This is a genomic window from Fusibacter fontis (assembly GCF_055378735.1).
Window position 1 is genome coordinate 3,243,289 of record NZ_AP042445.1, and the last position, 13,882, is coordinate 3,257,170.

Annotated in this window: 14 protein-coding genes; 7 read left to right on the plus strand and 7 right to left on the minus strand. The window is 36.6% G+C overall.

The features are described 5' to 3' along the window. Nucleotides 1-2: 2 nt before the first annotated feature. Nucleotides 3-530, minus strand: coding sequence for a phosphatase PAP2 family protein (locus ACZ41W_RS14710; RefSeq protein ID WP_464312749.1), 528 nt, complete (start codon nucleotides 528-530; stop codon nucleotides 3-5). A 193-nt stretch (nucleotides 531-723) separates the two neighbouring features. Here ACZ41W_RS14710 and ACZ41W_RS14715 point away from each other — a divergent pair, with 193 nt between their 5' ends. The 6 genes from ACZ41W_RS14715 (at nucleotide 724) to ACZ41W_RS14740 (ending at nucleotide 4,954) form a co-directional block, all read left to right on the plus strand. Next, a complete protein-coding gene (locus tag ACZ41W_RS14715; RefSeq protein WP_464312750.1) occupies nucleotides 724-1,050 on the plus strand; it encodes a cupin domain-containing protein in 327 nt (108 codons plus the stop codon). A 332-nt stretch (nucleotides 1,051-1,382) separates the two neighbouring features. Further along, nucleotides 1,383-1,601, plus strand: a complete 219-nt coding sequence (locus ACZ41W_RS14720) for a helix-turn-helix transcriptional regulator (protein WP_464312751.1) — start codon at nucleotides 1,383-1,385, stop codon at nucleotides 1,599-1,601. After that, nucleotides 1,588-2,325 (plus strand): DUF3169 family protein, encoded by a 738-nt coding sequence (locus tag ACZ41W_RS14725; protein ID WP_464312752.1) that lies wholly within the window; start codon nucleotides 1,588-1,590, stop codon nucleotides 2,323-2,325. The genes ACZ41W_RS14720 and ACZ41W_RS14725 overlap by 14 nt, the downstream gene beginning before the upstream one ends. Before the next feature lie 97 nt (nucleotides 2,326-2,422). Next, a complete protein-coding gene (locus ACZ41W_RS14730; RefSeq protein WP_464312753.1) occupies nucleotides 2,423-3,661 on the plus strand; it encodes an HD domain-containing protein in 1,239 nt (412 codons plus the stop codon). A gap of 180 nt (nucleotides 3,662-3,841) precedes the next feature. Further along, on the plus strand, nucleotides 3,842-4,360 hold the full coding sequence (locus ACZ41W_RS14735; protein WP_464312754.1) for a hypothetical protein: 519 nt from the start codon (nucleotides 3,842-3,844) through the stop codon (nucleotides 4,358-4,360). A 90-nt stretch (nucleotides 4,361-4,450) separates the two neighbouring features. Further along, nucleotides 4,451-4,954: a hypothetical protein gene (locus ACZ41W_RS14740; RefSeq protein ID WP_464312755.1), complete on the plus strand. Its 504-nt coding sequence runs from the start codon at nucleotides 4,451-4,453 to the stop codon at nucleotides 4,952-4,954. A 68-nt stretch (nucleotides 4,955-5,022) separates the two neighbouring features. Here ACZ41W_RS14740 and ACZ41W_RS14745 read toward each other — a convergent pair whose 3' ends face one another. The 4 genes from ACZ41W_RS14745 to ACZ41W_RS14760 all read right to left on the minus strand — a co-directional run bounded on the left by ACZ41W_RS14745 (nucleotide 5,023) and on the right by ACZ41W_RS14760 (nucleotide 9,595). Next, the gene (locus ACZ41W_RS14745; RefSeq protein ID WP_464312756.1) at nucleotides 5,023-7,008 is read right to left on the minus strand and encodes an ABC transporter permease; all 1,986 of its coding nucleotides are present in this window, start codon (nucleotides 7,006-7,008) and stop codon (nucleotides 5,023-5,025) included. Beyond that, nucleotides 7,001-7,768: an ABC transporter ATP-binding protein gene (locus tag ACZ41W_RS14750; protein ID WP_464312757.1), complete on the minus strand. Its 768-nt coding sequence runs from the start codon at nucleotides 7,766-7,768 to the stop codon at nucleotides 7,001-7,003. Before ACZ41W_RS14750 ends, ACZ41W_RS14745 begins: the two co-directional genes overlap by 8 nt. 129 nt (nucleotides 7,769-7,897) lie before the next feature. Beyond that, nucleotides 7,898-8,908 carry a sensor histidine kinase gene (locus ACZ41W_RS14755; protein WP_464312758.1) on the minus strand — a complete coding sequence of 337 codons (1,011 nt, stop codon included), beginning with the start codon at nucleotides 8,906-8,908 and terminating at the stop codon, nucleotides 7,898-7,900. A 15-nt stretch (nucleotides 8,909-8,923) separates the two neighbouring features. Further along, complete coding sequence (locus tag ACZ41W_RS14760) at nucleotides 8,924-9,595, minus strand: response regulator transcription factor (protein ID WP_464312759.1); 672 nt, start codon at nucleotides 9,593-9,595, stop codon at nucleotides 8,924-8,926. A 152-nt stretch (nucleotides 9,596-9,747) separates the two neighbouring features. Here ACZ41W_RS14760 and ACZ41W_RS14765 point away from each other — a divergent pair, with 152 nt between their 5' ends. Continuing rightward, entirely contained in the window at nucleotides 9,748-10,149 is a 402-nt protein-coding gene (locus ACZ41W_RS14765) for an NUDIX hydrolase (protein ID WP_464312760.1), read from the plus strand. A gap of 149 nt (nucleotides 10,150-10,298) precedes the next feature. On the opposite strand, the gene ACZ41W_RS14770 is transcribed toward ACZ41W_RS14765, so the two are convergent. Together ACZ41W_RS14770 and hisS are read right to left on the minus strand one after the other, a co-directional pair. Then, on the minus strand, nucleotides 10,299-12,287 hold the full coding sequence (locus ACZ41W_RS14770) for a methyl-accepting chemotaxis protein (RefSeq protein ID WP_464312761.1): 1,989 nt from the start codon (nucleotides 12,285-12,287) through the stop codon (nucleotides 10,299-10,301). 346 nt (nucleotides 12,288-12,633) lie between these two features. Then, nucleotides 12,634-13,872, minus strand: coding sequence for a histidine--tRNA ligase (hisS, locus tag ACZ41W_RS14775; RefSeq protein WP_464312762.1), 1,239 nt, complete (start codon nucleotides 13,870-13,872; stop codon nucleotides 12,634-12,636). Between the last annotated feature and the right edge of the window lie 10 nt (nucleotides 13,873-13,882).

Here is a 13,882-nt window from a genome sequence, read left to right on the forward strand (position 1 = left end):
ATTTAGGCTATAAGCAAGTAAGAGAGTGACGCACCACAAAGAGCCAGCAGGCAACCGATGAGAACGTCCGTTGGGAAGTGATAACCTAGGACGATTCGCGAGATTCCCACAAGTGATGCAAGAACGAGTGCAAATAGACCGAATACAGGATAGGACATCAATAAAATCCAAGCGACTGAGAAAGCACAAGCGGTATGCCCCGATGGAAATGAGTACTGACATTTGGGAGGGTTGTATACAAAAACAAGATTTGTTTGATGATAAGGGCGTTTTCGATTGACAAGTCGTTTGATCACTTGAACGGGAATTTGAGTGAATACAACAGCTCCCGCAATTAATGGAAATATAGGTTTGTCGCAGTGTGCAGACATCAGAAATGCAATATAGATGTAAATGAAACTGGCTAAAGTGTCTCCTAAGTGTGTGACTAGCCGCATAAATTTAAAGACAGATTGGTTTTTATTGGATGAGTTCAGCAACTGATAAAGTAACCAGTCTTTTTTTTCAATAAAATGATAGAGCGTGGACATAGATACCTCCTTAATATGACGGTTTATGACTTCTTTATTGTAACAATGGCATGTTAAATTGAGATAAAAACGAGATGTTCTCAAAGTTAAATTTTAGATGTAACAATTGTTACTGAAAAACTCAGTTGATTGAAGTAAAATGGTCGTATAAATCAACAAACGTCTTAGAAATTCATCATTAAGGAGAGAACGCATGATTGAAACTATTTACCAATTGACAGTGCCTGTTGAGGGAAAGAGCGAGAAAGTTATTGAAAAAGTGTTACATGACGAACATATTCATTATAATCATATGCTATTGAACATGGGGGAAGTTTTACCTGAGCATTTTTCAAATGCAAATGTTTATATGACGGTTATCCGAGGGTTTTTAACAATCCAGTTAGATGCACAAGAACCTCATGTTTATGCACAAGGATCGCTTTTAGTAATACCGGTTGATACTAAAATGAATGTCATGAATAAACATGAAGCACTATTAGAACTTGTGGTAATGAAAGCACCTGCGCCTAAAAAGTAATTTAGGCGTAGGGTTAAGTTTGAAACATTCATTCCATACCTTTCAATTCAAACCTTTCAATTCAAACTTTTCAATCCAAACCTTTAACCAATCAACGCTTAATTTATAAATAGCGATTTGAGAGGGTGAAGGTTTTTTAATTTTTTTTGTTGACAACAAAAGTTGTCAATGTTATAGTGAGTATGACAAATAAATTTGTCAAATTGACAATGATATTTGCTAAAACGACAACAAAAGTTGCCAAACAACTATTTGAGTTTTCTAGAGCACTCAAATGAGCCAAAAGGAAATATTGGATGCAGAAAATATAATCTAAAAGTAAGGAGGCGTATATGCCATTAAACAATCAGTTAAAGGCGTATCGTGCTAGGTTGAACATTAATCAGTCAGAACTAGGTGATCTTGCAGGCGTTTCACGGCAAACCATTAGTTTGATTGAACGAGGGGATTATTCACCTTCAGTGACACTGGCACTAAAACTTGCAAAAATATGTCAAACAACAGTTGAAGCAATCTTTCAATATGAGGAGGAAGAAAATGAAAGCATTTAAGTCGATATTGAGAATACTCATGTGGTTAATATTAGGGGCTTTGTTAGGGGCTGGAGGCATGGCGCTTCTGTTGCATTTAGATCCAGATCACATGAAAACGGTCATGAATCAAGGAATGGATGTGGTGATATCCAATATAATCATCATACAGGGCATCGCTGCAGGGATTGCGATATTTGCAGGTGTTGTATCCATTGTCATAGCCAGTAAACTTTTAAAACAATTTAAAGCATCGGATGAAGATGATGAAAAAGAAGAAAAAATTGACGGTGTTTTATCAGCTAATATGTTCGTGACCAGCGTCTATACCATTTTGGCATTTTTATTATTTGGTTTTTCAGTCGACCAATCCAATCCTGCAATATTTACGTCGATAGGAATCTTTTTGGGTTCATTTCTTGTAATCGTAGCCCTTCAAATGTATTGCATTAAACTCATCAAAGTGGTCTATCCGACGAAAAAAGGCGATCCGAGTTCGATGAAATTTCAAAAGGAGTGGATGGAAAGTTGTGATGAAGCTGAACAGCTTCTCATTTATAAATCCGCGTTTAAAACCTATTCGTTTATGAATGGCATGTATCTCTTTCTCTATATTGTCGTGCTATTTACGAAACTTTTATTTGAAACGGGTAACTACCCAATTATTCTGATGACTTTAATCTGGTTGATGTCGACACTTCACTATATGGTGACCTCTAACCGACTTTCTAAGAAAAAAATATAGTGAGATCAACAAAACAAATTTTTCCTAAATAAATTTTTCATTAGCCACCAAAATTATGGGTAAACAATAAGTGATCCATAATAAAGGTGGTTTTTTTATGAAAACAGTAAATATGATGCGAGATATTTCAACGCATGCGGCTTATCATAGTGACGATCATTTGTTTGAAGTTCAACATCTGAATGATGTGGTTCATTTTATTGAACAACTAGCAGATAAGCGGAAGCTCGATAAGAATCTAGCCAAGATCATCGCTTACGGACATGATTTAGGGCGCATTATGGGTGGCATTTCTGGGAAGGGACATGCAAAAATGAGTGCGATTATGACTCAGGCTCTTTTGCGCTCGGATGGACATTTGTCGACGAAAAAGCAGGCCTTGATTTTACACGCAATAAAACATCACGCGAAAAAAAATCGAGTTCATCATGTTTATGATGAACTGATTAAAGATGCGGATGCATTGGCACATAATTTAGAAGGATTGATTGAAGCGAACGATTGGATTCAGCAGCAACGTGTGGTAGTTAGCAATATGCGGGCTGTTCGAATCGAGGTAAAACCAATAGAAGATTGGGTGCGTCGCTTAGAAATGCTTTTATATGACGACAATCAAATTGAGTTACATGAAATAGATGATGAAACGGAGATTGAATTGGATCACTGGGTGCATCAAAGGCGCATTCGGATTCGAGAAATGGAAGGAATCTGCTGGTATTTAAGGAACTATGACCAGAAGGCATTTCGTTTCATGAAAGACATTAGCAAACAGTTGATGCGTGAATTGAAAGCCCTTGAAGACATAAGGCGACTTCACGTCTGCCTTCGAATCAATGAACAAGAGGAATTTAGACATACTGAAATAGAAAGCTATTTACTCAATTCTTTAAAACTAGCACATTTGAAATATATCCATGCACCTCGCGAGAGCTACGATTTAAGAAACATACACTATGAAATAGCTGAAAATCAAGGCAAAAAAGATCTGTGGATGCATGAATTTAGAGATTACACACGAACACTTGCGAGAGTAGCGCTTAATCATCCATCAGGGATTCATTCTGCGCGCATTCAGGGAAAGAAATTTAAAACTTTAAGTGAAAGTCATCTCATCGTATTTGAGGCATTCAAAATACGTGAAGAAATTGAAGTTTTTCATAAAATATCTGGAGACATACAAGATTTAAAGGATTTCAAAAAAATCCTTGAGAGCGTTGAATTGTCTTCTGACGAGAGGGAAGTATTGTCAAAGACGATTCGATTGAAACATCGACAAAAACTGAAATCTCTTAAGCGAAGTCTGTTCTTTTTTAAGTTACTCAATCGAATGGATTGATAATCATTTCACCTAATCATTTCAGTATTTTAAATGATGTTGTAATCGCGTTTAGAATTGAATAAAATAAAATAGAGGAAATTTACAGAATGTGTTGAATTACAACAGATGTGGATGTAAAATTTAGCGACCAAAACGGAATTTCGCATCTAAAACTGAAACTCATGAATGGAGCAGACAATGGAAACACTTTTTGAAAATCAATATCAAATGACAAAAGAACGCTATTTTTCGTTTTACAAAAACCCGATTAAGATGAATTACATGAAGATCATGTGGATTGTTTTTATGATAATATCCCTTGTAATGGCTGTGATGTCTGTGGTAGGTGGACAATCGGGATACTTTTTTTATTATGGTTTAATTTTATTGTTCGCTGCGTATAATGCCTTTTTTAGACAGGCGCATGTCGCTTCAAAAACCTATAAAAAATTAGTAACGCAGATGGGGGGAGATGCTTGGCAAAGAGATATTTTAGTTGGTGATAAAATCATCATGAAAGATCTCAATACCCTCTCGGAATTTCACTGGAATCAAATTTCTCATGTCGTCATTAATCAAGAATATGTGGCATTAGTTCTCGTCAATGATTTGGCCATACGATTGGATAAAAAGGGATTTGTAAAAGGAAGCTATCAGGATTTTGTCGAGTATTTAAAGGGCAAAAATTTAAGAATCAAAGGTAAAATTGAAGAATAGAAAGAATTAAACATTTAACAATTAAGCAATTAAACAATTAAACAATTAAGCAATTAAGCAATTAAGCAATTAAACAATAATAGGAGTTCTATGAAACTAACGGATTACCAAAAAAAGAAATTCATCGACTTAACTTTATTAATCGTGGCAGTCGTTGCAGTGGGCTTTTTTCTTAAAACACAACTGGATCATCCTGTAATCATAGAGACTGAGGTGGCGCCTTCAGATTATACGGTTGGAAAAATGACGTATGAAAATTTGGAAATATCATCTCTAACTGTATTGAGCAGCATATTAAAAACAGATGCCTCCTTTTGTGAAATGCACTTGCTATTAACAAACGACCAAGATGTGATAAAGGAATGGGCATTTGACATTTTGTATGATGTGAATGGGGATCAAGAGTCTGATGGCGATGTAACCGTTGCAGTTAGGGGCAATAACGGCGTGTATACGGCTGAAATTACTTATGATGACAAGCAAGGGTACGGAGAGGTTTGGTTTGAAAATCAAACATTGACAATCCGCATTCCCAATCAGTTGAAGTATCAGATAACTGATGAGACGGCCTATAGATTCGTTGAAAATGAATAAAAATAAGCTCATGTCGAGTGGCGCGTGGATGATGACGATTTGCGACCAGTTTCGAACATGAGCTTTTTTTATTTCACTATTTTATAATAAACTCGTGCAGTTAATAAATAAACGACCAAGTAAATCAAGGCAAATACGATGATGGTTGCAACCATACATAAAAAGAACAGTGGAATATTCGTAAACCCAAATAATGCGATTAATTTTGTGATAACGTGGAATGCAAAACTAATATGAATCACTGCAAAGATCAACGGTAAGAAGAAGACCATCAAAATTTGTGTGCGAATGGTGTGTTTGATTTCTTTTGAACTCATTCCCACTTTTTGCATAATTTCAAATCGCGATTTATCATCATAACCCTCAGACACTTGTTTGTAATAGATAATCATCACAGTGGCCATTAAAAACAGTGTTCCTAAAAAGATTCCGATAAAGAACAAACCACCGTAGAGGGAGAGAAAATCGTTTTTTGCAGCGAAAATACTGCTGATAGAATTATTTGATGTTTTATCATTCAAGTTTTGATACAGGGTATCATTAAAGGCGATGACATCAGATTCTTCACCTTTCACATCGAAAATAGTAAAGTGTTGAATTTTATCAGTAGCTTCTTCATCTGCATCTGAGTAAAAAGTGTCATAGAGCGTTTGTAAGCGATCCATGCTGTTTACGACGATGACTAAACTCCCAATTTGCATCTGTGCGTCTTCTTTTCCAGTGTAGTCAAAGAGGGCACTCAATTGTTTTTTGATGGTCAATGTTTCACTTCCTAAGTGAACGGTTGAATCTTTATAAGAGGAGTCGCTTGTGAGAAATAATATTTCATCGTCGTCTAACTCGATAGAATCGTTGTAGGCGATGTTGTAATCGTCAAGGGTGAGTAATGTCACAAAATTGAGATTCGACCACCCTGAGATCTCGTCAGTAGGTTCAAAGCCGGTATCTGTCTTCATAACAGGAAATCCGATGGAGTGGTAGCTCATTTTTCCATCAATAGTCACTGGAAACTCAGCGACTGTTTGATCGATGATTTGCTCAACTGCACTGATACTATCCGGTGTTGCTTCAAAATTGGTAATTTTAATATCCATTGGATATTGAGTTTTTAATAAATCTTCCAATCCTACATAAAGCGAAAGTGTGGTAGAAAGCGTAACTAAAACAGCTGTACTGAGGATGCAAATATTAGCAAGACCTACAGCATTTTGTTTCATTCTGTATATCATTCCTGAAATTGAGTTGAAGTGATTGGCTTTGTAATAGAGTTTTTTATTCTTTTTGAGTAATTTGAGTAAAGCGATACTGCCTGCTGTAAAAAGACAGTAGGTTCCAATCATGACGAGGATGACTGCGATAAAGAACCATCCAAGTGCGGCTAGAGGAGATTCAACAACTTGGGCGATATAGTAACCTGCACCAAGTGTGATGATGCCTATAAGTGTCATGAGCCATTTCGTTTTAGGTTCTTTTTCACCGGTTTGTCCACCTTTTAAAAGCTCGATTGGATTGGTCAAATGGATGGAGCCTAAGTTGAAAATGAGCGTCACTAAAAAGATGACTGAGAATAAAAGTATGGTTGCTAAAATTGATTTTATGGATAAAACAAATTTTAAAGTGACAGTGACTTTAACGAGTTTTAGTAAAATGAGAACCATGAGTTTGTTGAGCACAATGCCTGTAATTAATCCGAGTGTTAAACAAATTAAGGCAATGAAAAGCGTTTCAATGAAAAGCATTTTACTCAGGTGGCGTTTCCCCATTCCGAGGATGTTGTAAAGTCCAATTTCTTTTTTACGTCTTTTAGATAAAAAACTGTTGGTATAAAAGATAAAGATCGCTGAAAAAATGGCGATTACAACGGTGCCAAAGCTCAATAATTGCTGAAGTGAACTACCTCCAGACATGTTTTTGATACCTGGATCAACAGAAAGTGAATGCATAATGAAGTACATGGCAATGATGCCGACGTTCATGAGAATATAGGGGAAAAATAATTTGACGTTATTTTTGATATTGGATAATGCCAATTTGGGATAAAAAAGGCTATTCATGTTGTTCTCCTCCGGTAGTTAGGACTGTGAGTGTGTCGGAAATTTTTTGATACATCGCTTCATTGCTCATATTGCCTTTATAGATTTGATGAAAAACTTCGCCGTCTTTGATAAATAAGACGCGCTTAGCGTGACTTGCTGCTTTCGTACTATGTGTGACCATGAGAATCGTTTGTCCGAGTTGATTGATTTCTGTAAATAGAGACAACAAATGATCTGTTGCTTTTGAATCCAGCGCGCCGGTCGGTTCATCCGCCAGCACAATTGCAGGTTGTGTAATAAGCGCTCTTGCAACTGCTGCTCGTTGTTTTTGTCCACCTGAAACCTCATATGGAAACTTGTGTAAAAGGTCTTCAATAGACAGTTGCTTGCTGATTGGATCAAGTCTCTTTTTCATCTCTTTGTAGTCTTTTCCTGCTAATACAAGCGGTAAAAAGATATTGTCTTGAAGATTAAAGTTATCGAGTAAGTTGAAATCTTGAAAAACGAATCCCAGATGATCTCTTCTAAAGGCCGAAATTTCAGATTCTTTGATGCTTGAGAACGATTTACCGTTGAGGAGTACGTCTCCGCTAGTAGGTTTATCGAGTGATGCGAGTATATTTAAAAGTGTGGTTTTTCCACTACCAGATTCCCCCATAATTGCAACATATTCGCCGTTTTCAACTGAAAAAGTGACATTGGATAAAGCGGTAACTTGATTTCCGCCAAAGCGTGTTGTGTAGACTTTCTTAAGATTATTGACTTCTAATAATGACATATTGTCCTCCAAAAGGTTAATTGTTAGTTTGTTATTTGATACTCTTAGTTTAATAAAAAAAGAAATGCCATGCCATAACACTGGCTTACATTTCTTTTAGCAATCTTACATCTCTGTAAGGTTTAATATTTATTCGAACCTTTGTGGTTTTCGGCTGATATCTATCGCTACAGTCGTTCCTTTACCCACTTCAGAAGTTACCTGTATGTCGTGAGAAAGTTTGTTAAGCGCACGTTTGACGAGGTATAAGCCAATTCCCGAAGATTTTTTATCAAGTCGACCATTATATCCAGTAAATCCCTTGTCAAATATACGAGGCAGATCGTCAGCGTGTATGCCGATGCCTGTATCTTGAATAAGGAGTACATCCGGTTGCGTCTCAGAAAGCTTGATGGTAATGCTTCCTTTATGTGTATATTTGAGCGCATTTGACAGAATTTGCTCAAGTGCAAAACAAAACCATTTTTCATCGGTAATCATCAAGCGATTCATTTCTTCGAAGTGAAGACTGATTCCTTTTTCGATGAAAATCATGCGGTATTTTCGAACGGATGCGCGAATCATGGACACCAAATCAACGGTATCAAAGCGCAAATCAGAAGTTTCGCTTTCAAGTTTTAAATATTGTAAGACCATGTCGACATATTGTTCGATTTTAAAGAGTTCGGTTTTCATGGATAAACTTTGTTCATTTTGTTGTTGATCGATCACTAAGTAAAGAGCTGAAATAGGGGTCTTAATTTGATGCACCCACATTGAATAATAATCGAGCATGTTCTGATGGCGATAATTGGAGTCCGTATCGAGTTTTTGATAGGCCTGATGAAGTTCTTTGATAATCGTCTGATAGTCGTTTTCAATTAAATCCCTCGGTTTGGGCAAGTCGTCGATATTTAAAGTGGCCCTTTTTGAAACATGAAGGAGATGTTGATGTTTTAAGTGAAATTTTGAAAATCGGAAGACTAAGATAACGATGACAAAAAAAGTAGAAAGAATGATGCCGTATAATATGGCGTCAAGCGGAATGTTCTGAAGTGAAAAAAGGACGGAAAATACCAACATATAGAGCATAAATAGAAGTCCGAATTTCAAATTTCGACGAATGTATTCTAAAAGTGTTCGATTGGTAAAGTGCTTCATACGGGGCTCCTATCCTTATTCAATCAGGTATCCAATGCCTTTTTTTGTTATGATAAAGTCATTTAGGTCAATTTCCTCAAGTTTTTTTCGTAGACGCGTGATATTGACGGTTAAGGTGTTGTCGTCAATGTAATGATCACTTTCCCATAGTCTGGTCATTAAGTCATTTCTTGTGACGATTTTCCCTGCATTTTCCATTAAAATTTGAATGATTTTAAAATCGTTCTTGGTCAGCTCAATTTTGTGAGACTGATAGGTCAAAGTCGTATCGTTTAAATTGAGCATCACGCCTTTGTGCTCGATGGCATGCGTTTGGCCAACAAATGTATAGGAGCGTCTGAGTAGTGCTTGGATTTTAGCAATGAGAACATTTTTATCAAAAGGTTTTGCGATAAAATCATCGGCGCCCATGTTCATTGCCATAACGATGTTTAGGTTGTCGGACGTAGATGAAATAAAGATAATCGGCACCTTTGAGTAAGAGCGAATCAAATTACACCAATGGTATCCATTGAAGTAGGGAAGTGAAATATCAAGCAACACTAGATGTGGTGAAAATGATAAAAATGTTGGCATGATATCTTTAAAATCATCTGCGATATGTGCGGTATATCCCCAATCTTCCATTAATGCTTTAAGAGATTTTGATATCGTCAGATCGTCTTCAATAATTAAAATGTTATACATAGTCACCTCAAGAGTCAATATATCTGATGCTAGGATTATTTTATCAAATAACTCGCATAATGCCTATGCTTTCTGGGTATCTTAATAATAGTTTAAGAAATTATCATGGTTCTGTCCGATTCAAATGAAATTAACTCAATTAGGAGGCGTTTATGTCAAATTTAAGCATGATCATTCCATTTAAAAAGAAAAGTGGGCAATATAAATACTTACTAAAAAATGAATTTATACCTGGTTGGGATCTACATCCGGATACTTGTGGCATCAGTTTAGAGGCAACTGAGACGCGTGAACGCGATCTGGTAGAGTTAATGAAAAAAGAGCTTAATCTAGTCGTTGATGAATCTGAACTGTTCTATTTGGGTGTTTGTGCAATTAAGCGCAATAGCGATCATGTTTGCTACCTGTATTCACTAGATTTAAGTAGAAGAGATTTTGAGATTGAAAAGGAAGACCAGGAATATTTTTGGTCAGATGCTGAAAAACTAGTAGAAAGTATCGATCCACAACTGCTTTCGGGTTTTGCTAAACTGAAGTATCAAGTCCTTGAGTAGACAAATTCAATGAAATCTGAAGATGATTTTTCAATAAAATTTAGGAATAAAATTTAGGAATAAAAATTTGGAAATAAACATCATAAAATATAAAAAGACTAAGATGCGAATACGAGATTGAATCAGCCTCCGCGTCTTAGTCTTTTTGATTATAATCTAAACTGTTTAATAATTCCGGATAATTTTTGTGCGAGCTCCGACAAATTTTCACTTGCGTTCGCAATTTCTTCCATAGAAGCTGTTTGTTCTTCGATGGATGCAGCAACTTCTTGAGTAGATGCGTTGTTTTGCTCTGCAATCACAGCGAGCTGTTCCATCGACTGCATAATTTGAGTTTTGATGGAATCCATTTGCACAGAGGACTGATTAAGTTGAGTGACAATTTGCTCGGACTTTCCGATCGCATCTGAAATATTGAGATATTTTGAATGTGTGCTTTCAACGCTTGATTGTTGTACTTTCATCTGTTCAACAACGGTTTCAACGATTCTAACCGCCTCAGTAGAGTTTTGCTGCAACTCTTTCACAACGTCATCAATGATTTGAGTAGACTGTGAGGATTGCTCAGCGAGTTTACGAATTTCTTCTGCCACTACAGCAAACCCTTTTCCAGCTTCACCTGCTCTTGCTGCTTCAATCGCTGCATTTAACGCCAATAAATTAGTTTGAGTCGAAATATTTGAAATAACTTGACTGGCTGCTTCAATTTTTTGAGCACTTGTATTTGTTTTTAAAATTCCGTGTCGAACTAAATCAGTAGAATTTGCTGTTTGCTGTGAGATGGCCGTGAGGTGATCAATTTCTGAAAGACCTTCGTTTACAAGCTCAGACACTTTGTTGGAACTGAGATTAAGTGCGTGCATCTCATGCTGATCTTTTTCGATATTTTCACCTAGCAAAATACTTTTCGCGACACCCTCTTCGACATTTTTTGCTTGACTATTTGCACTTGCTGCGATTTCGTTGATGGCTTTAGCAACTTCATCAATTGAGAGTGACGTCGTTTGTGAATTGGCTGTGAGCTCTTCAGACGCTGCTGTTACCATCTCAGATGATGTGTTGATTTCAAACAATATGGATCTCAAGTTGTCTGTGATTCTTTGGAGAGAAGTTCCCAATAGCCCGATTTCGTCACGTCTCTTAATAATGGTCGTATCGATATTTTCACGGATATTTAATTGCGAAATTTTATCAGCGGCTTTTGAGATGTGAACAATTGGCTTTGCAAGGCTCGCACCGATAAAATAAGCACTGACAATTCCGATTGCTAAAAATACGAGAATGATCAAGAAAATAGTTTTCACGATAGATGACACATTTTTCAATACTTCAGACTCATCAGCTGTTACGACGAGTATCCAAGGTGTATTTTCAACAGGTGTGAATGAAGCAATCAGTCGTTTGTCGTTAAATGTATATTTTTCAAAACCAGTTTTTTTCTGAATAATGGATTTCATGAGTTGAGCAACTTCACTGAGTGCTGGGTTTGTTTTCGCCTCTTCGATGGTATTTTGAAGCGCATCTACTCGCGCGCGGTCAGGGTGAGCAACGACAGCCCCATCTTGATTGATCATATAGGCATAGCCGGTCTTGCCGTACCCAAGTTGATCGGTAATATCTGAGAGTATGTAGCCATCTCTACGTGCGATGAGAACGCCTTCAATTTTTGAACCCACTGAGATAGGTGTTGCAAAAACGAGCTCTGGCTTACCTGTAAGTTTACTGATTACCATATCGGATACCAAGGTATCACCAGCTAATGCGCTCTTAAAGTAAGCTCTTTCTGCGATGTTGGCAGATTGATTGTCGTTAAATGTTGCATTACCTTGTAGATCCACCACTGCAAATGAAATAAAATCACTGCCTTTTACTTGAGCGTTCAAGTAGGCCTTTTGAGTTTCCCAATCCATAGATTGAATCTCGTCACTTGCAGCAAAGAGTTTTAAAAAAGCCAATTGGCTATTAACTGACGTACTCATCGAATGACTGGATTCTTTATTGAGTCTTTCTAGTCCACCAATTGCTTCATTTTCAATGGCATTTTTTGCCTGTAACAAGCTGAGTGAGCCTAAAATACTGAGAGATAAGATCACTAAGATAGAGATGTGTGTTACAAGTCTGAGTTTGATGCTTTTCATAATATAGGACCTCCAATGGTGAATGTAGTACTTTTATACTACCTCAAAATGTTTTATATGAACAGTATAAATTTTAATTCATAAAAATTAAGTTTTGTTCATTAATTAAAGTAATAAAAAGCCACTAACGAGTAGTGGCTTTAATAATTGTGGAAATTGCATAATTACCTTTTGTGTGTGAAAATCATGTGTTGTTAAAATTAAAATGGCTCAATCACGCCATTTCAAAAATTGAGATTCTAATAAATTAGAACTCGATTCTCACAAATAAGAATTATGCAATTTTCTAAATTGCTTATGGAGTTTAAAGGCTCATTTGATTCAAAAATTATTTTGATTCAAATCGTTATCTGGATTCAAATGGCTTAACGATCATATCGTCACCATAGAGTGTATAACCATTATATCCAGATCGATCTAGTTGGATAAGCTGTTTTCCTAACTTTTTCTTTTGTTTATAAATGGATACGATGTTGTAAATTTGTCTCATCTCAATTGCCTTTTGGACTACGGCTTTAAGCGGATAGGCTTCATCATAAAGTAGGGCGATTCGCGTTTCGTTGCTTTGTGCCTTATTCTCAGATAAGATTAAATCCACAATGCGCTCGAAACCAATTGAAAAACCTACAGCAGGTACATCTGAACCAGAGATTTTTCCAATCATTTTATCATATCGTCCACCACCAGCAATCGAGTAACTTAAATCGCCATATGTGATTTCAAAAATAGTGCTCGTATAATACCCCATGCCTCTTACAAGCGTGTGATCGAACTCAATTTTAAACTGATCTTCTAATGACTGGATTACTTCAATAATTTCTGTTAAATTCTCGTATCCTTCAGAACAAATGTCTTTTATGCCTTCTAAGCCAAGAGTCGCCATTTTATTGGACTGATCTAGCAGTTTGATTACCTGAGCTTCATTATAATTTTTGGATAGCAGTTCTTTTTGAATGCCTTCATTTCCAATTTTGTCGAGTTTATCAAGTGTGATGGCGATATCGGCAAACTCATCTTCTGAAAAACCAGCAGATGTGACGAGTGCTCTTAAAATTCTACGGTCGTTAATTTTTATCGTGAAGTTTTCAAAAGTTAAACGTTTTAAAGTGCTAGCAATTGTTTGAATAATCTCGATTTCAGCGAGATTAGATTCATCGCCGATGATATCGATGTCACATTGCGTAAATGCACGATATCGACCTTTTTGAGGGCGCTCAGCACGGAATACTGTGCCCATTTGAATTGACTTGAAAATTTGAGGCAGTTCATTTCGATTATTTGAATAAAAACGCACTAGCGGAAGCGTAAGGTCAAATCTTAATCCAAGGTCCGCCAATTTATCCAAATCGCCTAAATCAGCATTTTTAAGTTTGTCGCCACGCATGAGGATTTTAAAGATCAGTTTGGTATTTTCACCACCATCACCACCTGTTAAATTCTCAATATTCTCTATAAAAGAGGTTTCAATTTCGGTAAAGCCACTTTTTTTATATTCGTCGCGAATCTCTCTCATGACATATTCGCGAACTTCTTTTTCTCTTGGTAAAAAATCACGCATTCCGGTAGGGGGAAGTGTTGTGTACATAGGTACCTCC

Bases quoted from the DNA above. Each gene is read 5' to 3' on its own strand.
- ACZ41W_RS14710 (WP_464312749.1), bottom strand. From the start codon at position 530: ATGTCCACGCTCTATCATTTTATTGAAAAAAAAGACTGGTTACTTTAT.
- ACZ41W_RS14715 (WP_464312750.1), top strand. From the start codon at position 724: ATGATTGAAACTATTTACCAATTGACAGTGCCTGTTGAGGGAAAGAGC.
- ACZ41W_RS14720 (WP_464312751.1), top strand. From the start codon at position 1,383: ATGCCATTAAACAATCAGTTAAAGGCGTATCGTGCTAGGTTGAACATT.
- ACZ41W_RS14725 (WP_464312752.1), top strand. From the start codon at position 1,588: ATGAAAGCATTTAAGTCGATATTGAGAATACTCATGTGGTTAATATTA.
- ACZ41W_RS14730 (WP_464312753.1), top strand. From the start codon at position 2,423: ATGAAAACAGTAAATATGATGCGAGATATTTCAACGCATGCGGCTTAT.
- ACZ41W_RS14735 (WP_464312754.1), top strand. From the start codon at position 3,842: ATGGAAACACTTTTTGAAAATCAATATCAAATGACAAAAGAACGCTAT.
- ACZ41W_RS14740 (WP_464312755.1), top strand. From the start codon at position 4,451: ATGAAACTAACGGATTACCAAAAAAAGAAATTCATCGACTTAACTTTA.
- ACZ41W_RS14745 (WP_464312756.1), bottom strand. From the start codon at position 7,008: ATGAATAGCCTTTTTTATCCCAAATTGGCATTATCCAATATCAAAAAT.
- ACZ41W_RS14750 (WP_464312757.1), bottom strand. From the start codon at position 7,768: ATGTCATTATTAGAAGTCAATAATCTTAAGAAAGTCTACACAACACGC.
- ACZ41W_RS14755 (WP_464312758.1), bottom strand. From the start codon at position 8,908: ATGAAGCACTTTACCAATCGAACACTTTTAGAATACATTCGTCGAAAT.
- ACZ41W_RS14760 (WP_464312759.1), bottom strand. From the start codon at position 9,595: ATGTATAACATTTTAATTATTGAAGACGATCTGACGATATCAAAATCT.
- ACZ41W_RS14765 (WP_464312760.1), top strand. From the start codon at position 9,748: ATGTCAAATTTAAGCATGATCATTCCATTTAAAAAGAAAAGTGGGCAA.
- ACZ41W_RS14770 (WP_464312761.1), bottom strand. From the start codon at position 12,287: ATGAAAAGCATCAAACTCAGACTTGTAACACACATCTCTATCTTAGTG.
- hisS (WP_464312762.1), bottom strand. From the start codon at position 13,872: ATGTACACAACACTTCCCCCTACCGGAATGCGTGATTTTTTACCAAGA.